General features: G+C 71.8%; 22 protein-coding genes and 1 tRNA gene. 16 read left to right on the top strand and 7 right to left on the bottom strand.

What is annotated here, in order from left to right; genetic code table 11:
- Nucleotides 1-78 precede the first annotated feature (78 nt).
- The 8 genes from glp to OG766_RS14575 all read left to right on the top strand — a co-directional run bounded on the left by glp (nt 79) and on the right by OG766_RS14575 (nt 6529).
- Nucleotides 79-1368: a molybdotransferase-like divisome protein Glp gene (glp, locus tag OG766_RS14610; protein ID WP_266384138.1), complete on the top strand. Its 1290-nt coding sequence runs from the start codon at nt 79-81 to the stop codon at nt 1366-1368.
- Between the two features lie 55 nt (nt 1369-1423).
- A complete protein-coding gene (gene moaC / locus OG766_RS14605) occupies nt 1424-1915 on the top strand; it encodes a cyclic pyranopterin monophosphate synthase MoaC (RefSeq protein WP_266378932.1) in 492 nt (163 codons plus the stop codon).
- Nucleotides 1916-1932: 17 nt separating this feature from the next.
- On the top strand, nt 1933-2553 hold the full coding sequence (locus tag OG766_RS14600; RefSeq protein WP_266384135.1) for a MogA/MoaB family molybdenum cofactor biosynthesis protein: 621 nt from the start codon (nt 1933-1935) through the stop codon (nt 2551-2553).
- Nucleotides 2554-2570: 17 nt separating this feature from the next.
- On the top strand, nt 2571-3176 hold the full coding sequence (locus OG766_RS14595; RefSeq protein ID WP_328725506.1) for a GNAT family N-acetyltransferase: 606 nt from the start codon (nt 2571-2573) through the stop codon (nt 3174-3176).
- A gap of 142 nt (nt 3177-3318) precedes the next feature.
- Nucleotides 3319-4383, top strand: a complete 1065-nt coding sequence (sepX, locus tag OG766_RS14590; protein ID WP_266378928.1) for a divisome protein SepX/GlpR — start codon at nt 3319-3321, stop codon at nt 4381-4383.
- Nucleotides 4384-4511: 128 nt separating this feature from the next.
- Nucleotides 4512-4588 (top strand) — tRNA-Ala (locus OG766_RS14585).
- Between the two features lie 169 nt (nt 4589-4757).
- Nucleotides 4758-5714, top strand: coding sequence for an aldo/keto reductase (locus tag OG766_RS14580; protein WP_266378926.1), 957 nt, complete (start codon nt 4758-4760; stop codon nt 5712-5714).
- Between the two features lie 53 nt (nt 5715-5767).
- A complete protein-coding gene (locus OG766_RS14575) occupies nt 5768-6529 on the top strand; it encodes a YqjF family protein (protein ID WP_266378923.1) in 762 nt (253 codons plus the stop codon).
- Nucleotides 6530-6534: 5 nt separating this feature from the next.
- Here OG766_RS14575 and OG766_RS14570 read toward each other — a convergent pair whose 3' ends face one another.
- The 4 genes from OG766_RS14570 to OG766_RS14555 form a co-directional block, all read right to left on the bottom strand.
- A complete protein-coding gene (locus OG766_RS14570; RefSeq protein ID WP_266378921.1) occupies nt 6535-7515 on the bottom strand; it encodes a 2-hydroxyacid dehydrogenase in 981 nt (326 codons plus the stop codon).
- Nucleotides 7512-8690: a lactate 2-monooxygenase gene (locus OG766_RS14565; protein ID WP_266378919.1), complete on the bottom strand. Its 1179-nt coding sequence runs from the start codon at nt 8688-8690 to the stop codon at nt 7512-7514. The genes OG766_RS14570 and OG766_RS14565 overlap by 4 nt, the downstream gene beginning before the upstream one ends.
- Before the next feature lie 128 nt (nt 8691-8818).
- Nucleotides 8819-9805: a trypsin-like serine peptidase gene (locus tag OG766_RS14560; protein ID WP_266378916.1), complete on the bottom strand. Its 987-nt coding sequence runs from the start codon at nt 9803-9805 to the stop codon at nt 8819-8821.
- Between the two features lie 130 nt (nt 9806-9935).
- Nucleotides 9936-10415 (bottom strand): GNAT family N-acetyltransferase, encoded by a 480-nt coding sequence (locus OG766_RS14555; protein ID WP_328725505.1) that lies wholly within the window; start codon nt 10413-10415, stop codon nt 9936-9938.
- Nucleotides 10416-10483: 68 nt separating this feature from the next.
- Between OG766_RS14555 and OG766_RS14550 the strand changes: the two genes are divergently transcribed.
- Together OG766_RS14550 and OG766_RS14545 are read left to right on the top strand one after the other, a co-directional pair.
- Nucleotides 10484-11293: an exodeoxyribonuclease III gene (locus tag OG766_RS14550; RefSeq protein WP_266378911.1), complete on the top strand. Its 810-nt coding sequence runs from the start codon at nt 10484-10486 to the stop codon at nt 11291-11293.
- A gap of 113 nt (nt 11294-11406) precedes the next feature.
- Nucleotides 11407-12399 (top strand): DUF6528 family protein, encoded by a 993-nt coding sequence (locus OG766_RS14545; protein WP_328725504.1) that lies wholly within the window; start codon nt 11407-11409, stop codon nt 12397-12399.
- 53 nt (nt 12400-12452) lie between these two features.
- Here the strand turns inward: OG766_RS14545 and OG766_RS14540 are convergent, their stop codons facing one another.
- A complete protein-coding gene (locus OG766_RS14540; RefSeq protein WP_266384133.1) occupies nt 12453-13067 on the bottom strand; it encodes a MerR family transcriptional regulator in 615 nt (204 codons plus the stop codon).
- A 185-nt stretch (nt 13068-13252) separates the two neighbouring features.
- Here OG766_RS14540 and OG766_RS14535 point away from each other — a divergent pair, with 185 nt between their 5' ends.
- The 4 genes from OG766_RS14535 to OG766_RS14520 all read left to right on the top strand — a co-directional run bounded on the left by OG766_RS14535 (nt 13253) and on the right by OG766_RS14520 (nt 17062).
- The gene (locus tag OG766_RS14535) at nt 13253-14773 is read left to right on the top strand and encodes a flavin-containing monooxygenase (protein ID WP_328725503.1); all 1521 of its coding nucleotides are present in this window, start codon (nt 13253-13255) and stop codon (nt 14771-14773) included.
- 8 nt (nt 14774-14781) lie between these two features.
- Nucleotides 14782-15774 (top strand): alpha/beta fold hydrolase, encoded by a 993-nt coding sequence (locus tag OG766_RS14530; protein WP_266384130.1) that lies wholly within the window; start codon nt 14782-14784, stop codon nt 15772-15774.
- Entirely contained in the window at nt 15771-16652 is an 882-nt protein-coding gene (locus tag OG766_RS14525; RefSeq protein ID WP_266378903.1) for an SDR family oxidoreductase, read from the top strand. Before OG766_RS14530 ends, OG766_RS14525 begins: the two co-directional genes overlap by 4 nt.
- 98 nt (nt 16653-16750) lie before the next feature.
- Nucleotides 16751-17062, top strand: a complete 312-nt coding sequence (locus tag OG766_RS14520; RefSeq protein ID WP_328727477.1) for a hypothetical protein — start codon at nt 16751-16753, stop codon at nt 17060-17062.
- 153 nt (nt 17063-17215) lie between these two features.
- Here OG766_RS14520 and OG766_RS14515 read toward each other — a convergent pair whose 3' ends face one another.
- Entirely contained in the window at nt 17216-20791 is a 3576-nt protein-coding gene (locus OG766_RS14515; RefSeq protein WP_328725502.1) for a S41 family peptidase, read from the bottom strand.
- Nucleotides 20792-21006: 215 nt separating this feature from the next.
- Here OG766_RS14515 and OG766_RS14510 point away from each other — a divergent pair, with 215 nt between their 5' ends.
- Both OG766_RS14510 and OG766_RS14505 read left to right on the top strand, forming a co-directional pair.
- Complete coding sequence (locus OG766_RS14510) at nt 21007-21582, top strand: TetR/AcrR family transcriptional regulator (RefSeq protein ID WP_266378894.1); 576 nt, start codon at nt 21007-21009, stop codon at nt 21580-21582.
- A 216-nt stretch (nt 21583-21798) separates the two neighbouring features.
- On the top strand, nt 21799-23994 hold the full coding sequence (locus OG766_RS14505) for an MMPL family transporter (RefSeq protein WP_328725501.1): 2196 nt from the start codon (nt 21799-21801) through the stop codon (nt 23992-23994).
- A gap of 31 nt (nt 23995-24025) precedes the next feature.
- Here the strand turns inward: OG766_RS14505 and OG766_RS14500 are convergent, their stop codons facing one another.
- Entirely contained in the window at nt 24026-24421 is a 396-nt protein-coding gene (locus tag OG766_RS14500; RefSeq protein ID WP_266378888.1) for an SsgA family sporulation/cell division regulator, read from the bottom strand.
- Nucleotides 24422-24597: the final 176 nt, after the last annotated feature.

The raw sequence follows: 24597 nt of genomic DNA, 5'->3' as shown, positions 1-24597 counted from the left end.
ACACCCGGCACGGGCTCATGCCCGGCCACCCCGGCCGGCTCCGGCCCGGCCGGTGACGCCCCCGGCGGGCGGCCGGCCCTGTGGTCGGTGGACGACCATCTGGAGGACATCCTCGGCGCGATCCGCCCCCTGGACCCGATCGACCTGCAGCTGCCCGACGCCCAGGGCTGCGTCCTCGTCGAGGACGTCACGGTCCCGGTCGCCCTGCCGCCGTTCGACAACAGCTCGATGGACGGCTACGCGGTGCGCGTCGCCGATGTCGCGGGCGCCAGCGAGGACTATCCCGCCGTCCTCAGGGTCATCGGCGATGTCGCCGCGGGCAGCGGGGAGCAGCGCCTCGTCGGTCCCGGGGAAGCCGCCCGCATCATGACCGGCGCCCCGCTGCCGCCCGGTGCCGAGGCCGTCGTCCCGGTCGAGTGGACCGACGGCGGCACGGGCGGCGGAGCCGCCACGACCATGCGTCCTGCCGGCAGCGCCCCGGAGGCCGCGGGCGGCGAGGTCCGGATCCACCGGCCGGTGGAGCCCCGCGCCCATGTCCGCGAGCGCGGCAGCGACGTCCAGGCCGGTGATCTCGCCCTGGTGGAGGGCACGGTCCTCGGCCCGCCGCAGATCGGCCTGCTCGCCGCCATCGGCCGCGGCACCGTGCGGGTGCGTCCCCGTCCGCGCGTCGTCGTGCTCTCCACCGGCAGCGAACTGGTCCAGCCCGGTGAGGAATTGGGCGAGGGCCAGATCTACGACTCGAACAGCTTCGCGCTCACCGCCGCCGCCCGGGACGCCGGAGCCATCGCCTACCGGGTCGGCGCCGTCACCGACGACGCCGACGAGCTGCGCGCCACCATCGACGACCAGCTGATCCGCGCCGATCTGCTGGTCACCACGGGCGGCGTGAGCGTCGGCGCGTACGACGTGGTCAAGGAGGCACTCGCCTCGGTGGGTGACGAGGACGAGCCGGGCAGCGGGATCGACTTCCGCACCCTCGCCATGCAGCCGGGCAAGCCCCAGGGCTTCGGCTCCATCGGCCCCGACCACACACCGCTGCTCGCCCTGCCCGGCAATCCCGTGTCCTCGTACGTCTCGTTCGAGCTGTTCGTACGGCCGGCGATCCGTGCGCTGATGGGCCTGAAGGATGTGCGGCGCCCGCACGTGCGCGCCGAGCTGCGCACCGACAAGGCGCTGACCTCGCCCGCGGGGAGGCGTCAGTTCCTGCGCGGTGCCTACGATGCGGAGGAGGGCACCGTCACCCCCGTCGGCGGCAGCGGATCCCATCTGATCGCGGCTCTCGCACAGGCGGACGCGCTGATCGTGATCCCGGAGGACGTGACCTCCGTGGAGCCGGGCACGGAGACGGAGGTGGTCCTGCTCGGATGAGCGCGCTGCCGTGGCGGTAGCGTGTCTCACCACACAGTGACCGGGAGCCACAGCGATGAGCGCGCAGCAAGGACTGACACACCTCGACGAGGCGGGCGCGGCCCGTATGGTCGACGTCTCGGAGAAGGCCGTCACCGCGCGCACCGCCCGCGCGAGCGGGAGGGTCCTGGTCTCGCCGCGCGTCGTCGAGCTGCTGCGCGGCGAGGGAGTGCCCAAGGGCGACGCCCTCGCCACCGCCCGTATCGCGGGCATCATGGGCGCCAAGCGCACACCCGACCTGATCCCGCTCTGCCACCCGCTGGCGCTGTCCGGGGTGAAGCTGGATCTGTCGGTGGCCGACGACGCGGTCGAGATCCTCGCCACGGTGCGGACGACGGACCGTACCGGCGTCGAGATGGAGGCCCTGACCGCGGTGTCCGTGGCGGCGCTGACCGTCGTCGACATGATCAAGGCGGTCGACAAGGCCGCGGTCATCACGGATATCCGGGTGGAGGAGAAAACCGGCGGGAAGTCGGGCGACTGGTCCCGTGAGGAGGGCGGGCAGTGAGCCCTCGCGCGGGTGAGGTGCACAGCCACGCCCACGGCGCGGCGCCCCAGCATGGCGGGACAGGGCGTCCTTCGCGGCGTGCCCTGGTCGTGACCGCCTCCAACCGCGCCTCCGCCGGTGTGTACGAGGACAAGGGCGGCCCGCTCCTGGCCGAAGGCCTCGCGGACATGGGCTTCGAGGTCGACGGCCCCCGGGTCGTCCCGGACGGCGACCCGGTCGAGGCGGCGCTGCGCGAGGGCGTGGCCGAGGCGTACGACGTGATCCTGACGACCGGCGGCACCGGCATCTCGCCCACCGACCGCACCCCGGACGCCACCCGCCGGGTGCTCGACTACGAGATCCCCGGCATCCCGGAGGCGATCCGCGCGTACGGACTGGCGAAGGTCCCCACCGCCGCGCTGTCCCGGGGCCTCGCGGGCGTCGCGGGCCGCACCCTGATCGTCAACCTCCCCGGATCCTCCGGCGGGGTACGGGACGGGCTCGCCGTTCTGTCCCGGATGCTGCCGCACGCCGTCGACCAGATGCACGGCGGTGACCACCCGAGACCCGCGAAGCCCTCGGGCCCCGCGGACTCCACGGACCCCTCGGGCCCCGCGGACCTCTCCGGCACCGAAGGCCGCGCCGGGGGTTCACGCTGAACGCCCATGTCTGGCCCGTGGTTCTGACGGACGGTGATGTCACTCTCCGTCCGATAAAGCTGCGCGACCAGCGGGCCTGGCGAGAGGTGAACCGGCGCAACCGGGACTGGCTGCGCCCCTGGGAGGCGACCATTCCGCCGCCCGCGCCCGGCGGCCCGGTCGCGCAGCGCCCGACGTACCGCCAGATGGTCCGCCATCTGCGCGCGGAGGCCAATGCGGGCCGGATGCTGCCGTTCGTCGTCGAGTACCGGGGAGTGCTCGTCGGCCAGCTGACCGTCGCGGGGATCACCTGGGGTTCGATGTGCTCGGGCCATGTCGGCTACTGGGTGGACCGTGAGGTCGCGGGCCGCGGGGTGATGCCGACGGCCGTCGCTCTGGCGGTCGACCACTGCTTCAGGTCCGTGGGACTCCACCGCATCGAAGTCTGCATTCGCCCCGAGAACGGTCCCAGCCGCCGGGTCGTCGAGAAACTCGGATTCCGCGAAGAGGGTCTCCGCCCCCGCTATCTCCACATCGACGGCGCGTGGCGGGACCATCTGGTGTTCGCGCTCACGGCCGAGGAGGTCCCCGAGGGGCTGCTGCGCCGCTGGCACCAGGCACGACCCGCGCGGCACGAGAAATAAAATGATTGTTCGAATTCAGTCGCCACTCGATCGCGCAACGATCTGAAGAATCACAAAAAAAGTCAGTGATATCAGCCAGATCGTGCGACACACCGGGCCAATTGGCCGATGCCCTCGTGCGAATCCCTCTACGGTGTGTTGCGTGAGCAGCAGCGGCCTCATCTATGCAGTCATCGTCGGGGCCTGGGCCGCCTACTTGGTGCCGATGTGGCTCCGCAGGCAGGACGAGCTCAACGAAGCCCGTCCCACGGAACGCTTCAGCACCGCCATCCGGCTGCTGTCCGGACGGGCGGGAATGGAGCGCCGGTACGCCAAGGAGCTGCGCGAGCGCACCGCCGAGGACGAGCCCACCACCGACGCCGACCCGGACGCCGAGACGGACCGACTCAGTTCGGTCGACGTCCGGTCCTTCGCCGCGCCTCCGGCCAGGACGGAAGCCCGGCTGAAGGTGCCGGACCCGTCGGCCGGACCCGCGTCCGCGCGCAAGGAGCGTCCCCGTCCTCCGAGACCGAACAGCGCGGCATCGGAACGCGCCCGGCGCTCGAAGGTCCTCGCCCGTCGCCGGCGCACCACCGTGATCCTCTTCCTCGCCTTCACCGTCGGCGCGATCGTCGCCGCGGTCGGCGGGCTGGCGTTCCTCTGGGCACCCGGCGCCCCCGCGGTCCTGCTCAGCGCGTACATCGTGCATCTGCGCGCCAAGGAGCGCAGGCGCTTCGTGTATGTCATGGACCGCCGTCGCGCCGAGGCAGCGGCGCAGCGCCTGCGCGAGAGCCACCCGCGCCGCAAGCCCGCCGCGGCCACGGAACCGGACGAGGAGCCGGCGGAGCACCCCGAGCCCGAACCCGCGCCGGTGGTCTCGCCGCAGGAGGCGGGCCGCCGCGCCCTCGTGGAGCAGACCGACCACGCGGAGTGGGTCGACCAGCAGCGCGACCCGGGCCCGGCCCGCGGCGACAGCTGGGACCCGGTCCCGGTGCCGCTGCCCACGTACGTCACCGCCCCGGTCGCCCCGCGCGCCACGAGCGGCATCGATGTCACGGACCCGGAGACCTGGAGCTCGGCCCGCTCCTCCACGGCCGATCCCACCCCCTCCGCCCCCCAGCCCCCGCGCCGGCGCACCAACCCTCCGCGCCGCACCCGCGACCACGGCCGCACCCCGCTCTTCGACCAGTACGCGGACGAGGACAGGCCCCGCGCGGCCAACGAGTGAGACGCCCCCGCCGCGCGCGGGACCTGGGGCGACGGGCCCGCGGGCCTTCGGAACCCCGCCTCGGCTGACCAGCGAGGAACGGATTTCCAAGCACCCCGATCGGGATGCTAAGGTTTCACTCGTTGCAAGGGCCTGTGGCGCAGACTGGTAGCGCACCTCGTTCGCATCGAGGGGGTCAGGGGTTCAAATCCCCTCAGGTCCACCACAACATGTCAGAGCCCCTGTCGGAGAGATCCGGCAGGGGCTCTTTCGTGTCCGGGCCCAGGACGCCCGGAGAGTAGGGGGGACGGTTCCCGTATCACGGAACCGCGGGCGTCGGGCCTGGACGACGGGCCCCTGCGTAGGGGCGCCGGCCGCCGTCGTAGGGTCGCGGGGTGACGACGAAGACGCCCTCGAGGGCTGGGCAGCTGCTGTACGGGTGCATGGGGCTCGGGGGGACGTGGGACGCCGAACCGTACGGCGCCGCGGACATCGACGCCGCCGAGGCGGCGATCGCGGCGGCGCTGGACATCGGGATCACCACGTTCGACCACGCCGACATCTACCGGCACGGGAAGGCCGAAGCCGTCTTCGGTGAGGTCCTGGCACGCACTCCCGGGCTGCGGGAGCGCATCGTGCTGCAGACCAAGTGCGGTATCCGCCTGGCGGACGGCGAGCGCCCCGGGATCTACGACCTGCGCGGGCGGACCGTCGTGCGGCGGGTCGAGCAGAGCCTGGCACGGCTGCGCACCGACGTCATCGACGTGTTGCTGCTGCACCGGCCGGACCCGCTGGCCGACCCGGACGACATCGCGGAGGCGCTGACCTCTCTGCACCGGCAGGGCCTGGTGCGCCGGTTCGGGGTGTCGAACATGGGGGCGGCGCAGATGGGCCACCTTCAGGGGCGGCTCGACATTCCGCTCGTCGCCAACCAGTTGGAGATGAGTCTGCAGCGGCGTGACTGGCTCGAAGCCGGTGTCCTCGTGAACACGCGGGAGGCGGCGGCGAACGGCTTCCCCTTCGGGACCCTCGAGTTCTGCATGCAGAACGGGATCGAGCTGCAGGCCTGGGGCGCCCTGGCGCAGGGCCGTTTCACAGGGCGCCAGGAGACGCCCGAGGAGCACGCCACCGCGCGGCTGATCGAGTCGCTCGCCGCGGAGAAGGGCACGACGCCGGAGACGATCCTGCTGTGGTGGCTCCAGCGGCACCCCGCGCGGATCGCACCGGTCATCGGCAGCGCGCGTCCCGAACGCATCCGCGCCTGCCGCCAGGCCGCGCAGGAGGAGCCCGGCCTCACCCACGAGGAGTGGTACGAGCTGTGGCTGACGGCCCGCGGAGTCCCGCTGCCCTGAGGAAACCGGGCCCCCGTCCGCGCGGTGTCGGTGGCGGGCGCCACACTGATGTCATGCCTGCCGCTCCGCGCACTCCCGCGCCGGCCGATCCCGAGCCGGTCTCCGCCGAGCCACCCGGCTCGACGCCGAGACCGCTGCTCACGCAGTCGTGGCTCGATCTGGCCTTCCTGCACTGGGCCGTCGACCCCGCGGACGTGGCTCCGCTCCTGCCTGCCGGCACCGTTCCCGACACGCTGGACGGCGCCACCTACGTGGGGCTCGTCCCCTTCCGTATGCACCGCGTGGGCTGGCTCCGTCTCCCGGGCGTGCCGTATCTGGGCAGCTTTCCCGAGACCAACGTCCGCCTCTACTCGGTCGACGGCGACGGCCGCCGCGGGGTCGTCTTCCGTTCGCTCGACGCGTCCCGGCTGATACCGGTGGCCGTCGCGCGGTCCGCCTTCCGCCTGCCCTACTACTGGTCGCGGATGGCGGTGCGGCGCCGGGGCGACACCATCACCTACACCAGCTCCCGGCGTGGACCGGGACCTCGCGGTGCGTACAGCCGGGTCACCGTCCGCCCCGGCGAACGGATTCAGGAGCCGAGCGCCCTCGAGCACTTCCTGACCGCTCGTTGGGGCATGCACAACTCCGCCTTCGGGCACACGAGATACCTCCCGAACACCCATCCGCGGTGGCCGCTGCACCGTGCCGAGCTCGTCGAGTGCGACGAGGACCTGACCAGGGCCGCGGGTCTCGCGACGCCGCTCGGCGACCCGGTGAGCGTGCTGTACTCACCCGGCGTCGCCGTGCGGTTCGCCCGCCCCGTGAGCCTTTAGAGGATCTACGACACGACGTCCCGCGGCGGTTTCCCGTCCAGGTGGTCGATGACGTTCTGGACCGCCGCCAGGGCGATGCGGACCAGGGTTTCGCGGGTGACGCCCGCGACGTGCGGGGAGAGGACGACGTTCGGGGACTTCAGGAGGCGCAGGGCGGCGGTCGGTGGTTCGGGGTCGAAGACGTCGATGCCCGCGCCGGCCAGCGTTCCGGCGGTCAGGGCGTCCGCGAGGGCGTCCTGGTCGATGAGCGCGCCGCGGGCGGTGTTGACGACGAAGGCCGTGGGCTTGAGGAGGGCGAGACGGCCGGCGTCGAGGAGATGGCGGGTCGCGTCGGTCAGGGGGGCGTGGAGGGTGACGTAGTCGGAGGTCCGCAGGAGTTCGTCGAGGGGGACGTGGCGGGCGTCGCCGAGGCGGGCCTCGGTCTCCGGAGCGGCGCGGCGCGGGCCCGTGTAGAGGATGCGCATGTCGAACGCGAGGGCGCGACGGGCGACTTCCTCGCCGATGTGGCCGAGGCCGACGATGCCGAGGGTCTTGCCGGAGAGTTCGGTGATGGACCGCTGGAGGCGTGGCAGTGCCCAGTCGGCCTCCACGAGGGCGGTGTGGGCGGGGACGAGCTGCTTGGCGAGGGCGAGCATGAGCGCGAAGGTCTGCTCGGCCACGTTCTGCTTCTCGGCGCCGCTGGAGCCGATGCTGCAGACGGGTACCGCACGGTCCCTGGCGGCCGCCAGGTCCACGTAGTCGTAGCCGTGGCTGGCGCACTGGACGAGCTCGAGGCCGGGCGCGGCGGCGATGTGGGCGGCGGTCACCGGGCCGAGACCGGTGATGATGACATGGGCCTCGCGCAGGGCGGCCGGGTCCTCGTCCGCCGATTCGACGACGGTCACGTGCGCTCCGGGCATGAGGCCGACGAGCCCTGCTCCCGCGGAACGGCCGCCGACGTGCGGGGAGATGACGGCCAGAACGTTCTTGGCGGCGTGCGCGTTCATGCGGAGGATTCCTTCACGAGGTCGTCGGCGGTGAGCGAACCCGGGTCCGCGTGGCCCGACAGCGCCATCGTCAGGTCGAGTTCGGCGAGCAGACAGCGGATCACGTGGTCGACGCCGGCCTGGCCGTCGAGGCCGAGGCCGTACGCGTACGGGCGGCCCAGCAGCACCGCGCGGGCGCCGAGCGCCAGGGCCTTGAAGATGTCGTCGCCGCTGCGTACGCCGCTGTCGAAGAGTACGGTCAGCCGGTCGCCCGCCGCCTCGACGACGCGCGGCAGGGCGTCGGCCGCGGCGACGGAGCCGGCGACCTGGCGGCCGCCGTGGTTGGAGACGATCACACCGTCCATGCCCGCGTTCGCGGCCCGGCGGGCGTCGTCGGGGTGGAGGATGCCCTTGAGCACGATCGGCCCGTCCCAGTGCTCGCGCAGGAAGGTCAGGTCCGGCCAGGTCTTGGCGGGGTCGGCGAACATCCCGACGAAGTGCATCACGGCCGCGTTCGGGTCCGCTTCCACGGGCTTGGCGAGGCCGGCCCGGAAGGCCGGGTCGGAGAAGTAGTTGGCGGTACCCACGCCGTGGAGGAACGGCAGATAGGCCTGGTCGAGATCGCGGGGGCGCCAGGCCAGCAGCGGGGTGTCGAGGGTGACGACGAGCGCCGTGTAACCGGAGGCCTTCGCCCGCGCCAGGAAGCTCGCCGTGACCTCGCGGTCCTTCGCCCAGTACAGCTGGAACCACCGTTCCCCGTCGCCCATGGCCTCGGCGACCTGCTCCATCGGCGTGCTTGACGCCGAGGACAGGATGTACGGCACTCCCTGTGCGGCGGCCGCGCGCGCCGCTGCGCACTCCGCGTCCGGGTGCATGATCGACAGGACGCCGATGGGCGCGAGGGCGAGCGGGGCCGGCAGCGGTCGGCCCAGTACCTCCACGGACAGATCGCGCTCGTGGACGTCACGCAGCATGCGTGGCACGATCCGCCAGCGGTCGAGCGCGGCACGGTTGGCGCGCGCGGTGCTGCCGTTGCCCGCGCTGCCCGCCACATAGCCGAACGGGCCCGGCCCGAGCCGGTGCTCGGCCATTTCCTCCAGCCGGGTCAGGTCGGTGGGCAGCCGTGGTACGGCGCCCGTCATGCCGTTCAGATAGATCTCGTACTGGAAGTCCGCCCAGTGCCGCGTCGTCGCCATCCGTGCATCCTCGCGGTGCGGGGCGGGCCCCGTCCATGGTCGTGTCCGGCGGGCGGCGAGGGCTGTGCTCCTCGCCGCCCGCCGACTCGGTTCATGAGGCGGTCAGAAGGCCCGGATCAGGACCCGGATCAGGAGGCCTGTGCCTTGTCGTACAGCGCCTTCGCCTCGTTGCCGAAGTACGGGCCGAACATCCGGTTCGGCAGGAAGACGTAGCCGAAACTGTTCACCGAGACCTGCAGGCCCGTGCCCGCCGACTCGTTGAAGCCGGTGAACCAGGGGCCACCGCTGGAGCCGCCGGTCATGTTGCAGCCCAGGCTGTGGTCCTGCGAGAACAGCCAGTCCTTCGAGCTGTTGCCGCTGCAGTAGATCAGCTTGGTGCCGTCGTACGGGGACGCGGCAGGGAAGCCGAAGGCGTACATCTGCTTGTTGTACCCGCCGTTGAACTGGATGCCCTGGGCGCCGGTGACCGACGTCAGGGTCTGGCCGTTCAGCGGTGCGACGACGGCGGCGCCGATGTCGTGGTTGATGTCCTCGCTCGCCTCCCACTGCGGGGTGGTGAGCGTCTTGGAGGCGGTCCACTGGCCGTACGGGGCCTGGCCGTTGTCGTACGCGGGCACGAAGACCCAGTTGGTGTGCCAGCTGCCCTGGTACTTCACGCAGTGTCCGGCCGTGATGACGGTGCTGGCGTTCTTACTGGTCACCGCGTTGCCGGAGCAGGATGCCGTACGGCCCTGGAAGGTGAAGAACACCCGGCCCGAGGTCTTCACGACGGCGCCGCCGCCGGTCCAGGGGCCGCCCGCCTGCGGGAAGGCGGTGGGGGCGACGGTCGTCGTCGTGGAGCCGGGCGCGGGCGGCTTGAGGGTCTTCAGGGCGTCCGCGCCGAGGTGCAGATCGAGCGGGGTGGCGCCGCGCATCCGGTCCGCGGTCCAGAAGGCCCGGGCCGTGCGCTGGTCGGCGGCCGAGGCGCTGTGCGCCACGGCGGAGGCGGAGGCGGAAGCCGGGGAGGGAGAGGGGACGGGGGTGGCGGCCTGGGCCGCGGTGGCGGCCGTCAGGCCGCCCGTGAGCAGAGCGCCGACGGCTAACAGAATGCCTGCGGCTGTGCGATGGCGTCTCACGCATGTCTCCTTCTGCCGGGGCAGGTGGGGGATGAGAACGGTGCGGATCGGCGTGCGTGAGGCAGGGTGCCACGACAGCGCTGACTTTGTCAGGAGCGCGTCAGGGTCTTCTTCGTCCGGCCCGGTCGGGCTACGCCAGCGGCTTCGCGAAGCAGCGGCTGTTCTCGTACGCGCGGTAGTGGCCGAACTTGACGCACGGCTCGTAGCCGCTGGAGGTGTACAGCGCGATGGCCTCCGGCTGGGCCGTGCCGGTCTCCAGCACCATCCGCAGCCGCCCGGCCGCGCGGGCGTCCTCCTCCAGCGCCGCCAGGATGCGCCGGGCCAGGCCGAGGCCGCGTGCCTCCGGCACGACGTACATCCGCTTGAGCTCGGCGTCGCCGTTCGCGTACCCCTCGTCGTTCTCGTCCTGGCTGCGCCAGCCGCCGGTGGCGACCGGGCGGCCGAGCCCGTCGTACGCCAGCAGGTAGAGTCCGCGCGGGGGCGTGAACATCGAGGCGTCGAGCGGTGTGGCATCGCCCTCGTCGCCGTAGCGCGCGGCGTATTCGAGCTGCACCTGGTCGTTGAGTTTGACGGCGTCAGGGTGGTCGAAGAGCGTCGGCCGGATATCCATGCGGACTATCGTACATGTATGCGCACGATGGTCCTCGGATCAGGATGCTCCTCGGATAGTGTGCCGGAATGCTCACTGTGACCAGCGTGAATGTGAACGGCCTCCGTGCCGCCGCGAAGAAGGGCTTCGTCGAGTGGCTGGCGGAGACCTCCGCCGATGTGGTGTGTCTGCAGGAGGTGCGGGCCGAGGCGCACCAGCTCCCCGAGGAGGTGCGCGAGCCGGAGGGCTGGCACGTCGTCCACGTCGCCGCGGCCGCCAAGGGCCGCGCCGGCGTCTCCGTGTACACGCGCCGGGAGCCGGACGCGGTGCGGACCGGATTCGGCAGCGAGGAGTTCGACGGCAGCGGGCGGTACGTCGAGGTCGATCTGCCCGGTGTCACGGTGGCCAGTCTCTATCTCCCCTCGGGTGACGTCGGCACGGAGCGCCAGGACGAGAAGTTCCGCTTCATGGACGGCTTTCTGCCCTATCTCAAGGCCCTGAAGGAGCGGGCGGCGGCCGACGGCCGTGACGTCCTGGTCTGCGGCGACTGGAACATCGCCCACCAGGAGGCCGACCTGAAGAACTGGAAGGGCAACAGGAAGAACTCCGGCTTCCTCCCGGAGGAGCGCGAGTGGCTCGGCCGCGTCTACGAGGACGGGGAGGCGGGCGCCGGTTACGTCGACGTCGTCCGCGCGATGCACCCCGAGCAGGAGGGCCCGTACTCCTGGTGGTCGTACCGGGGCCGTGCCTTCGACAACGACACGGGCTGGCGGATCGATCTCCTCGTCGCGACGCCGCGCCTCGCGGGGAAGTGCGTGAAGGCGTATGTGGAGCGGGCCGCGAGCCACGGTGAGCGGTGGAGCGACCATGCGCCGGTGACGGCGGTCTTCGAGCTGTAGGGCTGCAGCGGTCCGCTCGCGCACCGGGCGCGGAGGTTGGCTGTTTCGGTACGTGACCTGTCCGGCGAGCTCGGGCAGGCTCGGGAACCGTGCGGATTCGCCAGGTTCTTCGGATGCGTGTGTTCAGGGCCGTGCTGCTCGGGGTGTTGGCGCTGTGCCTCATGGGTGCGGTGCCCGCCCCGCGGCAGGGCGGCGTCGCTGCCCCCGACCTCCTCGTCACCGACCAGGCGTCCAAGCGCCTCCTGTTGCTCGACCGGTCGCGGACGACCTGGGATCCGGCGGCCGATCCGTCCGTCGTGAGATGGGCGTTCTCTCCGGTGGGCGACGCCCGGTACGCGGACCTGGATCCGGCCAGGAGCTGGGTGTACCCGGACGAGGCGAAGGTGCGCCGGCACCGGGGGCGGACCTATGTGCTCACCACGGCGTCGTTCGGTTTCGCGGCGGTCGTCGAGTATCCGTCCGGCAGACGCTACTGGGGTGACGCGCTCGCGCCCGGCACGATCGAGGTCAATCCGCACAGCATCGAGCTCCTGCCCGACGGCGATGTGGCCGTCGCCGGCAGCACCGGTGACGTGGTCAGGCTCTACGCGGCGTCCCAGGGGGCGGCGGACGTGCCCTTCGTCTCGTACCCGCTGGACGACGCGCACGGGCTGCAGTGGGACACGCGGCGCGAGGTGCTGTGGGCGCTCGGCGGCGACCGGCTGGTGGCGTTGAAGCCCGGCGGGACGGCCGCGCGCCCGACGCTCACCAAGACCTTCGAGACGCGGCTGCCCGGTCCGCACGGGCACGATCTGCTGCAGGTCGCCGGGCGGCCCGACCGGCTGTGGGTGACCACGGGCTCGGCGGTCCACCAGTACGTCAAGAGCCGCGACTCGTTCGTCCAGGACTTCGCCGGCGCCGCCGCGATCAGCCGTCCCGGTGTGAAGGCGGTCGGGAACGATCCGACGACGGGACAGGTGGCGTCCACCGTGCCGGAGAGCGGGCTGGAGGAGACGTGGTGGACACGGAAGGTGACGGTCCATCGGCCGGAGGGCGCGGAGGGCGCCCACCACCTGGTGAACGGCGGCATCTACAAGGCCCGTTGGTGGCTCCCTTCGCCACCCTGAGCGCCCGGCCGCACACGCTGCCGCGCCGGGAGGAGTCCAGGGGCGGAACCCCGTCAGTCGTGGAGTCGGCGGTCCATGGCCATGGAGAGTTCCGCCTCCACCACGCTCTTGGCGAGGGGGCGGAGGCGGGCCATGTCGTCCTCGGCCGCGTGGGTGCGCAGCAGTTCGGTGAAGAGGGCGGCCAGGGCGTCCGCGTGGGCGCGGACCTCGCGGCCCGCGGCGAGGACGGCGGCGAGCGGCACGCCCTCCTTCACCAGCGCGGAGGAGACGTCGAGCAGCCGGCGGCTGATGTGGACGATCTCGTCGCCGTCGGTGGCGAGATAGCCGAGGTCGAGCGCGGCGGTGAGGTTCTCGGGGGTGACCTCTCCCTCGAAGTAGTCGGCGAGTTCCTCCGGGGTGAGGCGGACCGGTGTCTCCTCGCTCGGTTCGCCGAGGCCCAGCACCTCGCCCACGTCCCGCCCGCTGTCGAAGGCGGACGCGAGGTCCGCGATGCCGCTGAGGGTGTGGCCGCGCTCCAGCAGGGCGGAGATGGTGCGCAACCGGGCCAGGTGGTGGTCGTCGTACCAGGCGATACGGCCTTGCTTGCGCGGCGGCGGAATGAGTCCCCGCTCGCGGTAGAAGCGCAGGGTGCGCACGGTGATGCCGGCCTCCTCGGCCAGCTCCTCCATGCGGTACTCGCGCGTTTCGCGATCCTTGCGCTGCTCGTCCGTCACGTCCGCAAGCCTATGTTGTACCGCCGGTAACTTGTTCGGTCCGACCCCTACCGCTCGGTATGCGGAGGCTCTACGCTCCCCACCATGCCAGTGATTGCTGGCGCGGTTCGGCGGAAGTCAGTCTGCGGGAGGGTGGCGGCATGAGCCAGCAGCACGAGCACGTACGAGTGGCGGTGATCGGATCCGGATTCGGCGGCCTCGGCGCCGCGGTCCGGCTGCGCCGCGAGGGGATCACGGACTTCGTCGTCCTGGAACGGGCGGACTCGGTCGGCGGGACCTGGCGGGACAACAGCTATCCCGGGTGCGCCTGCGACGTCCCGTCCCACCTCTACTCGTTCTCGTTCGCGCCCAACCCCGACTGGCCCAGGACCTTCTCCGGACAGGAGCACATCCGGGCCTATCTGGAGCACGTCGCCGACGTCTTCCGGCTCCGCCCGCACATCCGCCTCGGCCACGAGGTGCAGATGATGCGCTGGGACACCGACGAGCTGCGGTGGGAGATCGAGACCTCGCGGGGCAGGCTCACCGCCGATGTCGTGGTGTCGGCCACCGGGCCGCTCTCCGACCCGAAGGTCCCCGAGATCCCCGGACTCGCCTCGTTCCCCGGCAAGGTCTTCCACTCGGCCCGCTGGGACCACGACTACGACCTGCGCGGCAAGCGGGTCGCGATGATCGGGACCGGTGCCTCGGCGATCCAGATCGTGCCGTCGATCCAGCCCGAGGTGGAGCGGCTGATGCTGTTCCAGCGCACCGCGCCGTGGGTGATGCCGCGCATGGACCGACGCGTCACCGCGGCCGAGCGCTGGCTGCACCGGCAGCTGCCGTTCACCGGGACCGCGCGCCGCGGACTGCTCTGGGGCATCAGGGAGTTGCAGGTCAGCGCCTTCACCAAGCGGCCGAACCAGCTGGGGCTGATCGAGTCCCTCGCCAAGGCCAACATGGCCAAGTCCATCAAGGACCCGGCGCTGCGGGCGAAGCTGACGCCCTCGTACCGCATCGGCTGCAAGCGGATCCTGCTGTCCAGCGACTACTACCCGGCGCTCGCCCGGCCGAATGTGGACGTCGTCGCCTCGGGGCTGGCGGAGATCCGGGGCTCGACGCTCGTCGCCGCCGACGGGACCGAGACCGAGGTCGACGCGGTCGTCTTCGGCACCGGCTTCCACGTCACCGACATGCCGATCGCCGAGCGGGTGGTCGGCGCGGACGGGCACACCCTTGCCGAGGCGTGGAAGGACGGCATGGAGTCGCTGCGTGGCGCGACCGCCGCCGGCTTCCCCAACTGGATGACGATCATCGGCCCCAACACGGGCCTCGGGAACAGCTCGATGATCCTCATGATCGAGTCCCAGCTGAACTACATGGCCGACTACATGCGGCAGTTGAACGTTCTCGGCGGCCGGGTCGCGCTCGGCGCGCGGCCGTCCGCCGTCGGCGCCTGGAACCGGCGGGTCCAGGAGCGGATGAAGCGCACCGTGTGGAACACGGGCGGCTGCACCAGCTGGTACCTGGACGCGAGCGGCCGCAACACCACCATCTGGCCGGGCACGACCGGGGAGTTCCGGCGGCAGACGCGAGGGGTCGACCTCTCCGAGTACGAAGTGATCCGCCCGCCGGGCACCCGTGAAGCGGCGTCCGGACTCGTCACGGAGGAGGCCAAGTGAGCCGGCTCATGAAGCGGTCCGCGGCAGCGGCCCCCGCCCCGCCCGTCGCCACCCGCGAACTGACCGCCGTCTCGGCCGACGGCTCCCGCCTCCATGTGGAGGTGCACGGCCCCGAGGGCGCCCCGGCCGTCGTCCTCGCCCACGGCTGGACCTGCTCCACCCACTTCTGGGCGGCCCAGATACGGGACCTGTCCACCGATCACCGCGTCATCGCCTACGACCAGCGAGGGCACGGGCGCACTCCCGCCGTGGCGAAGACCGGCCACAGCACCGGCGCGCTCGCCGACGACCTGGAGGCGGTGCTCGCCATCGCGCTGGAGCCGGGCGAGAAGGCCGTGCTCGCCGGGCACTCCATGGGCGGGATGACGCTGATGGCCGCCGCCGACCGGCCGGGGTTCGCCGAGCACGCCGCGGCCGCGCTGCTGTGCAGCACGGGTAGTTCACGGCTCGTCGCCGAGTCGCTGGTGGTGCCGATGAGGCCGGGGCGGGTACGGACCCGGATCACCCGGTCCATCCTCGGCTCGCGGGCGCCGCTCGGGCCGGTCACGCCGATCTCCAAGCGGATCCTCCGGTACGGGACGATGGGGCCGGGCGCGGCGCCGGACCGGATCGCCGAGTGCGCCCGTATCGTGCACGCCTGCCCGCGGCCGACCCGGGTGGCCTGGGCGCGGGTCCTCGCCGAACTCGATCTGGCCGCTGGCGTACGGGAGATGAGGCTGCCCACGGCCGTGATCGCGGGCACCGCGGACCGGCTCACGCCGATCGTCCACGCGCGGGCGCTCGCCGCCGAGCTGCCGGAGTGCGTGGGGCTCGTCGAACTCGCCGGCATGGGGCACATGACGCCGGTGGAGGCGCCGGAGGCGGTCACCGCCGAGATCAGGAAGCTCGTGGACGCCCACCTGAAGCCGGACGCCCGGCCGGAGCGGGACCGGGCCGAGCAGGACCACGCCAAGCAGGACCACGCGAAGCAGGACCAGGCGAAGCAGGAGGAGAACGCATGACCAGGGTCCGCCTCGAAGGACAGGTCGCCGTCGTCACGGGCGCGGCGCGGGGTGTCGGGGAGCTGCTCGCCCGCAAGCTGTCGGCGCGCGGCGCGAAGATCGCGCTCGTCGGTCTGGAGCCGGACGAACTCAAGGCCGTCGCGGGCCGGCTGCACAGCGAGTGCGAGTACTGGCACGCCGACGTCACCGATCACGAGGCGATGACGCGCGTGGCCCAGGAGGTCAAGGAACGCTTCGGCAAGGTCGACATCGTCGTCGCCAACGCGGGCGTGGCCTCCGGCGGGCCGTTCGCCGACTCCGATCCCGACGCGTGGCGCCGGGTCATCGAGGTCAACCTCATCGGCGGCGCGGTCACCTGCCGCGCCTTCCTCCCGGTGCTGATGGAGTCGCGTGGCTACTTCCTGCAGATCGCGTCGCTCGCCGCGATCACCCCGGCGCCGATGATGACGGCGTACTGCGCCTCCAAGTCCGGTGTGGAGGCCTTCGCGCACAGTCTGCGCGCGGAGGTCGGCCACAAGGGCGTGAGGGTCGGCGTCGGTTATCTGTCCTGGACCGACACGGACATGGTGCGCGGCGCCGACCAGGACGAGGTGATGCGGGAGTTGCGGCAGCGGCTGCCGTGGCCGTCGAACCGTACGTACCCGCTCGGTCCGGCCGTCGACCGGATCGTCGAGGGCATCGAGCGGCGCTCGGCGCATGTGTACGCGCAGTGGTGGCTGCGCGGGATGCAGTCGGTGCGCGGTTATCTGCCGTCGCTGATCGGGCTCGTGGGGCAGCGGGAGATGCGGCACTTCGAACCGCGGCTGTCCGGCGTGCGCAAGGGGCTGGTGGGTGCCGGAGGTGCCGCCGACGAGCAGGAACGCACGGAGCGTCACTGATCGAAATGCGAGGGATGTTCCTGCATGCCAGGCTGGTCGAGGCCCCGGGGGCCGGCAACGGCCCCCGAACCTCCCACACCCTTCCAGGAGTGAACCAGATGGGTATCCAGGAGCAGTTCAAGGACAAGGCGGAGCAGCTCAAGGAGCAGGCGAAGCAGAAGCCGGCCAACGCGAAGCGCGAGGCCGCGCAGCGTTCCCCGCAGGAGCGGCCGCAGGAGCGCCCCCCGCAGGAGCGCGGGAAGCAGGAGCGCCCCCCGCAGGAGCGCGGGAAGCAGGAGCGCCCGCAGCACGAGCGCCCGCAGCAGGAGCGCGTGCAGCAGCGCGGCCGGCAGCAGCGTGAGACGCACGACGAGCCCCGCCGGTCCCCGCAGGAGGCCCAGCGCCGCTTCGACCAGGACCACGACGCCTGACGTCAGCGGCTCTGACACGCGGAAGGGGCGCACCCAGTGCACGGGGTGCGCCCCTTCACCGCGTCCAGGTCCGTCCAGACCGGTGTCCGGGCCGTTGTGTCCAGGTCGTTGTGTCCAGGTCCGTCCAGGCGTCCAGATCCGTGTGTCCAACGGTCAGCCGCGCGGCGGCAGTTTGGGGCGGCGCCGGTCCGGGACCTTCTCGTACCCGGGAGGTGTCGCGGCCGGATGCTGTTCCAGCCGGTCGAGCGCGACCTGCACCGCCGTGTCGAGGTCGGTGCGCTTGCCCTCGGCCCAGTGGAGCGGCGGCCGTTCGGCGAAGATGTCCGGCTCGACACCGTGGTTCTCGACCGACCAGCCGTAGGCGTCGAACCAGGCCGCGTTCATCGGCACGGTGATCACCGTGCCGTCCCCGAGCCGGTGCCTGCCGGTCATGCCGACCACACCGCCCCAGGTGCGCTGGCCGACCACGGGGCCGAGGCCCAGCAGCTTGATCGCCGCCGTGATCATGTCGCCGTCGGAGGAGGTCGCCTCGTCCGCGAGCGCCACTATCGGTCCGCGCGGGGCGTTCGAGGTGTACGAGACCGGCTGCGCGTTGCGCGTCAGGTCCCAGCCCAGGATCTTGCGGCTCAGCTGCTCGATGACCAGCTCGCTGATGTGCCCGCCCGCGTTGCCGCGCACGTCCACGATCAGCGCGGGCATCGACACCTCCATCCGCAGATCGCGGTTGAACTGCGCCCAGCCCGAGCCGCCCAGGTCCGGGATGTGGAGGTAGCCGCACTTGCCGCCGCTCACCTCGCGTACGACGGCACGGCGTTTGGCGACCCAGTCCTGGTAGCGCAGCGGGCGGTCGTCGATCAGCGGCACGATCGCGACCCGGCGGGCCGGTCCCTCGCCCTCGGCCGGCCGGAAGGTCAGCTCGACGGTCGTCCCGCCGGCCGCCGACAGGAGCGGATACGGACCGGCGATCCGGTCCACCGGCCGCCCGTCCACATGGGTCAGTACGGCGCCTTCGCGGATGCCCGTACCGGCGAGAGGGGAACGGGCCTTGGAGTCCGAGGAGTCACCGGGCAGGATCCGCCTGACGACCCAGCCCTCCTCCCGGCACGCCAGGTTGGCGCCGAGCAGGCCCATCGCCCGCTGGTAGTGGGGCGGTCCCTCGTTGCGGCGGGCGGGAGTGACGTAGGCGTGCGACGTGCCCAGTTCGCCCAGGACCTCACGGAGCAGGTCCGCGAACTCGTCGGGGGAGGCGACCCGTTCGATCAGCGGACGGTACTGGTCCAGTACGGCGTCCCAGTCGATGCCGGACATCCCCGGGTCCCAGAAGTAGGCGCGGATGAGGCGCCCCGCCTCCTCGAAGGCACCACGCCACTCCGCGGGCGGATCCACCTCGTGCAGGATCCGTCGCAGGTCGAGATAGACGGTCGAGTCGCTGTCGCCGGGTTCGGTCGCGGGCACCGCGCGCAGCTCGCCGTCGTCGACGACCACCAGCCGTGAGCCGTCGCCGCTGACCGCGAACCCGTCCAGATGCGCGACGAGTTCGGTCCTGCGGGCCTTGGGGATGTCGAAGTACTCCAGGGTCGGCCGGTGCGAGGGATCGGCAGGGTTGGCGAACGTCTCGCCGAGCGCGCCCGAGATCGGCCAGCGCAGCCAGACGAGACCGCCGCCGCTCACCGGGTGCAGTGCGGAGTACTTGGACGCGGACACCGGGAACGGCGTGACCCGGCTCTCCAGGCCCTCCACCTCCACCATCGCCGCGCCCTCCCCCGTGTCGGCCTCGGCCGGGTCGAGCCCGCCGGCCGCCGGGCGCCCGTCGGGCAGCAGCGCGAACGGCGACGGCGTCGCGGACGACAGCGGTACGAGATAGGGGCGGCAGCCGAGCGGGAAGGACAGGTCGCCGGTGTGCACGTCGTAGACGGGGTCGAAGCCGCGCCACGACAGGAAGGCGAGATAGCGGCCGTCGCGGGTGAAGACGGGACTCTCGTCCTCGAAGCGGCCGTTGGTGACGTCGACGACGGTGCGCGGGCCCGCGCCGTCGATCCGTGCCATCTTGATCTGCCGCAGGGTGCGGCCGATGCCGGGATGCGACCAGGTCAGCCAGTTCCCGTGGGGCGAGAACGCGAGATCGCGCACCGGGCCGTTGTCGGACCGGATGAGTTCCGTGACCACGCCGCCGCTGCCCGCGTCCCGGCCGGGGCTCTCCTCGGCCGGGGCTCCGAGCCCGTTCCTGGGCTCGTTCCCGGAACCGGTGGCGCCGCCTCCGGCTCCGGACGCGTCCTCCGGCCCCTGCGCGGTCCCGGGCTCGTCCCCGCCCGTGGCTCCCGCTGAGTCCGCCGGTCCCGGCGCGGTCGCGGGCTCGTCCGCTCCCGGCGTCCGGGGCTCGTCCGTAGGCCCCTGCGTGGTCCCGGGCTCGTCCGCTCCCGGTGTCCCCGGCTCGTCCGCCGGTCCTTCCACCGTTCCGGACTCGGCCGCGCCCGTCGTCGCGTCCGGCTCCTCCTCGGTCACCGTGATGAGCAGCAGCCGGCCGTCGTGCGAGGCGATCGCCAGACGCTCCCCGGCCGGGTCGGACACCATCTCCCGTACGCGTCCGAGCTGCCCGGCGGCCAGCCGTCGGGGCTCGCGTTCGCCGCTCGCCCGCGGGAGGTAGGCGATCTCGATCGCGTCCTCGCCGTCCGCGTCCGTGACGTACGCGACCTGTCCGCCGCCGCTGCCGAGCATCACCGGCTGCCGTACCCGGACACCCGGGGTGTCGGCGATGGTCCGTGCCGGGCCGTCGCGGTGGGTGAGCCAGTACAGGCTGCCGCGTACGGAGACGGCACTGGCCCGGCCCGTCGTGTCGACGGAGAGTCCGTCGACGTGGTTGGAGGCGGGGACCTGGTAGGGACGCCGGCCGGCGCGCTGGCCGCCGAGGCGCACGTCCAGCTTCCGCGGTTCCGCGTCCGGCGCCAGATCGTCGACCATCCACAGCTCGCCTGCGCACTGGTAGACGATCCGGTTCCCGTCGCTGGACGCGTGCCGGGCGTAGAAGGCGTCGTGGTCGGTGTGACGGCGCAGGTCCGTGCCGTCGGGCAGACAGGAGTAGAGATTGCCCACGCCCTCGTGGTCCGAGAGGAACGCGATGCGTCCGGCGACGAACATCGGGCAGTCCAGATGGCCCTCGATGTCCGGCAGCAGCCGCTCCCCGTGCAGATACAGCCGCCCCATCGCCCCGCCGCGGTACCGCTTCCACGCGGCCGGCTCGTGCGGCGGCTTGCCGGTGAGCAGGAGCGTGCGGTGGCACCCGGCGGCGTCGGCGACCGCGATGTCGGAGACCGGGCCCCAGGGGAGGCGTTTGCCGGGGTCGCCGTCGGTGGGCACCTTGTAGGCCCAGGAGAAGTACGAGAACGGCTGGCCGTGCGAGGAGACGGCGAGGATGTTGCCGTCCGGGTCCCAGCCGCAGACCCGGGTGTCGGTCGAGCCCCAGTAGCTGAGCCGTCGCCCGGGGCCGCCGTCCACCGGCGCGAGATGGATCTCGGGGTCGAGGCTGCGCCAGGTCGTGTACGCGATGTGGCGCCCGTCCGGTGAGAAGCGGGGGTGTCCGACCCGGGTCCTGTCCACGGTGACCCGCCAGGCGCGGCCGGGGCGCCGGCCTTCGGGGACGAGGGGCGCGATCCAGAGATCGTCCTCGGCCGCGAAGCACAGCAAGTCGTCGTGCAGATGCGGAAAGCGGAGATACGCGACGTCGTCACTCACCTTCCAATGCTTTCCGCGCACGCAGGGCCCGGCAACTCGTGGGACGGGACTTCTCTGGACGGGTCTTCCGCGGGCGGGACTTCCGCGCGCCAGGACGTCCGCGCGCGGGCCGGGAGCGCTGTGGCCCAGGACACGTACGAAACGGTTTCGTTTCGCTGAAGCGGGGGGTATCTTCGTACTGTACGAAACCGTTTCGTTCGGAAGGCCGGTCGGTCATGGCACGGAGCAGGCTCACGCCGGAGCGCGAGGCCGAACTGTACGAAGCCGTGCTCGACCTGTTGCGCGAGGTCGGCTACGACGCCCTCACCATGGACGCCGTCGCCGCCCGCACCCACTCCAGCAAGGCCACCCTCTACCGCCAGTGGGGGAGCAAGCCGGAGCTGGTGGCGATGTCGCTGCGGAACAGCAAGCCGGTGGACGTGTCGCTGATCGACACCGGAAGCCTGGCCGGCGACTTCCACGAGATGGTGTCGCAATCCGACGACTGCCAGATGGAACGGGACACCGCGCTGATGCGGGGGCTCGCCCGGGCGGTCCACGAGAACGACGATCTGCTCCAGGCTCTGCGCCAACTGTTCATCGAACCGGAGATCACCGGCCTCGACGGGATGCTGCAGCGGGCGATCGACCGCGGCGAGATCGCGGCGGACAACCCCGCGCTGAAGTACCTGTCGCACATGCTGGTCGGCGCCTTCGTGGCCCACCCGCTGATCAAGGACCAGCCCATGAGTCAGGGCTTCCTGCACGACTACATCGACGCCGTCGTGCTCCCCGCGCTGGGAGCGCGATGACCAGACGTCCGAACATTCGAACGTCTGAACGCCCCTGCGTCTGAGACGTCTCCACGTCTCTGCGTCCGAACACCGCGGATCTCCCCGTCGGCGGCGTTCCCCGGAGAACCCACCGGACATCACGACCGAAGTCCCACCTGACGCGCACCGCTCACGTCGTCGGGCTGGTCATGCCTGCCCTTTTCGTCCCAACGACCTGACCGGGAGTCCCAACTCGTGGCCACGTTCCTGTACAAACTCGGGCGATTCGCCTTCAGGCGCCGCCGGCTCGTCGCCCTGCTGTGGGTGGCGCTGCTCGCACTCGCCGGCGTCGGCGCGGCCTCCGCGCCCACCGCCACCTCCAGCTCCTTCTCCATACCGGGTACGGAGGCCCAGAAGGCCTTCGACCTCCTCGAAGAGCGCTTCCCGGGCGCGAGCGCCGACGGTGCCACCGCGCGGGTCGTCTTCAAGGCGCCCGACGGTCGGAAGATGACCGACCCGGCCCACAAGGCGGAGGTCAGGAAGGTCGTCGCCGAGCTCAGGTCCGGCTCGGACCAGGTGGCTTCGGTCGTCGACCCGTACCAGGCCAAGTCGGTCAGCCGGGACGGCGCCATCGCCTACACCCAGGTCTCGTACAAGGTCAGCGGCATGGAGCTGACCGAGAAGGACCGGGAGGCGCTCACGGAGGCCGGCCAGGGGGCGAAGGACGCCGGGCTGACCGTCGAGATCGGCGGTGACGCGCTGCAGGCCGCGCCCGAGACCGGTGCCTCGGAGATCATCGGTGTCGCCATCGCCGCGGTCGTCCTCGTCATCACCTTCGGCTCGCTGGTCGCCGCCGGGCTGCCGCTGCTCACCGCCGTCATCGGCGTCGGGATCGGCGTCTCCACCATCACGGCCCTCGCGAACGTCCTCGACCTGGGCTCCACGACAGCCACGCTCGCGACGATGATCGGCCTCGCCGTCGGCATCGACTACGCGCTCTTCATCGTCTCCCGCTACCGTGCCGAGCTGGCCGAGGGCCGCGACCACGAGGAGGCCGCCGGAAGGGCCACCGGCACCGCCGGTTCCGCCGTCGTCTTCGCCGGGCTCACCGTCGTCATCGCCCTCGTCGGTCTCGCCGTCGTCAACATCCCGATGCTCAGCAAGATGGGCTTCGCGGCCGCCGGTACGGTCGCGATCGCCGTCCTCATCGCGCTCACCCTGATCCCGGCGCTGCTCGGCTTCGCCGGCAAGAGGGTGCTGGGCCGCAAGGCCCGTGCCGCGTCCCGCGGGAAGACAGGGCCGGCCGACGGCGACAAGCCCAACATGGGCACCCGCTGGGCCCGGTTCGTGCTGCGCCGCCCGGTCGCCGTGCTCCTCGCCGGAGTGGTCGGCCTCGGTGTCGTCGCCATCCCCGCCACGTCGCTGGAGATGGGACTGCCGGACGACGGCTCCCAGCCCACCAGCACCACCCAGCGCAAGGCGTACGACCTGCTCTCCGACGGCTTCGGGCCCGGGTTCAACGGCCCGCTGCTCATCGTGGTCGACGGTGACAAGGCCGCCGCGGACGGCACGGCCAAGGACATCCAGAAGCTCGACGGGGTCGCGGCCGTCACCCCGGCCACGTACAACAAGGCCGGTGACACGGCGACGATCACCGTGATCCCCGAGGACCGGCCGAGCTCCGCGGAGACCGAGGCGCTCGTCCGCAGCATCCGGGACACCAGCGGCGAGAACGTCCATGTCACCGGCGCCACCGCGATGAACATCGACTTCTCGCAGCGGATGAACGACGCGCTGCTGCCGTACCTCGCGCTCGTCGTCGGTCTCGCGTTCCTGCTGCTGATGGTGGTGTTCCGGTCCGTCCTCGTTCCCCTGAAGGCGGCGCTCGGCTTCCTGCTCTCGGTGGTCGCCGCCCTCGGCGCGGTGGTCGCGGTCTTCCAGTGGGGCTGGCTGGGCTCCCTCTTCGGCGTCGAGCAGACCGGCCCGATCATGTCGATGATGCCGATCTTCATGGTGGGTGTGGTCTTCGGGCTCGCCATGGACTACGAGGTCTTCCTGGTCACGCGGATGCGTGAGGCGTACGTCCACGGCGAGCGGCCCGGCCAGGCGATCGTCACCGGCTTCCGGCACGGCGCCAGGGTGGTCACGGCCGCCGCCGTGATCATGATCGCGGTCTTCGCGGGCTTCATCGGCTCCGGCGAGCAGATGGTGAAGATGATCGGCTTCGGTCTCGCGATCGCCGTCTTCTTCGACGCCTTCGTCGTGCGGATGGCGATCGTGCCGGCGGTGCTCGCGCTGCTGGGTCACCGGGCCTGGTGGCTGCCGCGCCGGCTGGACCGCGTGCTGCCCAGCGTCGACGTGGAGGGCGAGCGACTGCGCGAGCTGGACGCCTCGGCCGCCGACGCCGACGCCGACGACGCCGACGAGGAGCGCGAGCTGGTCCGCGTCTGATCGCCGCGGGGCCCAGGGGTGGCCGTGTCCGTCACGCAGCCGTGGCGGGCGCGGTCACCTCCGCGTAGGTGCGGCGCAGGAAACGCACGAGGGGGCGGGTGTCGAACTGGATCACCGCCACGCCGTCCGGGGAGTGGAGCTCGACGACCACCTGGGCGCGGCCGCACGGCCACACCGTGACATCGCCGCTGCGGGCCGGGGCGCGCAGTCCGGTCTCCAGCAGCTCGCGGCGGAAGGCCCACTCGGTCCCGCTGGGGAAGCGGAAGTGGACGGTATCGGGATCCTTGTCGGGCTCGTAGCGGAGGGCCACGGGCACGGAGCGGTAGTGAGGGGCGTCGTTGACTATCCGGGCTTTCGCATGCTCTTCGACGGCATGCGCTTCGACGGCGTGCTCCTCGACAGAGGGACTCTCGACGGCTTGAGACATTGCTGGTTCCTCACCATTGAGGCTCTTTGCCCTCTAATGTCGCATATTTCTGACCGGAAGGCCTGGGCGTGTCGCTTGCATTTGTCAGGCGTGCGCTCTTGCAACAGGTTCGCAACAGGGCGCATTATCGGACGGTTGACCAGCCGGGCCCGAGCGGCCCGTCCCGGAAGCGGAGC

This window comes from Streptomyces sp. NBC_00259, from assembly GCF_036181745.1.
Taxonomy (GTDB): Bacteria; Actinomycetota; Actinomycetes; order Streptomycetales; family Streptomycetaceae; genus Streptomyces; species Streptomyces pratisoli.
The sequence above is the reverse complement of the archived record's forward strand: the minus strand, read 5'-3'. Positions and strand labels throughout refer to the sequence as shown.

Coding starts and splice junctions, on each gene's coding strand:
- moaC (WP_266378932.1), top strand. CDS start 1,424: ATGAGCGCGCAGCAAGGACTGACACACCTCGACGAGGCGGGCGCGGCC.
- OG766_RS14575 (WP_266378923.1), top strand. CDS start 5,768: ATGCCTGCCGCTCCGCGCACTCCCGCGCCGGCCGATCCCGAGCCGGTC.
- OG766_RS14570 (WP_266378921.1), bottom strand. CDS start 7,515: ATGAACGCGCACGCCGCCAAGAACGTTCTGGCCGTCATCTCCCCGCAC.
- OG766_RS14565 (WP_266378919.1), bottom strand. CDS start 8,690: ATGGCGACGACGCGGCACTGGGCGGACTTCCAGTACGAGATCTATCTG.
- OG766_RS14555 (WP_328725505.1), bottom strand. CDS start 10,415: ATGGATATCCGGCCGACGCTCTTCGACCACCCTGACGCCGTCAAACTC.
- OG766_RS14550 (WP_266378911.1), top strand. CDS start 10,484: ATGCTCACTGTGACCAGCGTGAATGTGAACGGCCTCCGTGCCGCCGCG.
- OG766_RS14545 (WP_328725504.1), top strand. CDS start 11,407: ATGCGTGTGTTCAGGGCCGTGCTGCTCGGGGTGTTGGCGCTGTGCCTC.
- OG766_RS14540 (WP_266384133.1), bottom strand. CDS start 13,067: ATGGAGGAGCTGGCCGAGGAGGCCGGCATCACCGTGCGCACCCTGCGC.
- OG766_RS14535 (WP_328725503.1), top strand. CDS start 13,253: ATGAGCCAGCAGCACGAGCACGTACGAGTGGCGGTGATCGGATCCGGA.
- OG766_RS14530 (WP_266384130.1), top strand. CDS start 14,782: ATGAAGCGGTCCGCGGCAGCGGCCCCCGCCCCGCCCGTCGCCACCCGC.
- OG766_RS14525 (WP_266378903.1), top strand. CDS start 15,771: ATGACCAGGGTCCGCCTCGAAGGACAGGTCGCCGTCGTCACGGGCGCG.
- OG766_RS14520 (WP_328727477.1), top strand. CDS start 16,751: ATGGGTATCCAGGAGCAGTTCAAGGACAAGGCGGAGCAGCTCAAGGAG.
- OG766_RS14510 (WP_266378894.1), top strand. CDS start 21,007: ATGGCACGGAGCAGGCTCACGCCGGAGCGCGAGGCCGAACTGTACGAA.
- OG766_RS14500 (WP_266378888.1), bottom strand. CDS start 24,421: ATGTCTCAAGCCGTCGAGAGTCCCTCTGTCGAGGAGCACGCCGTCGAA.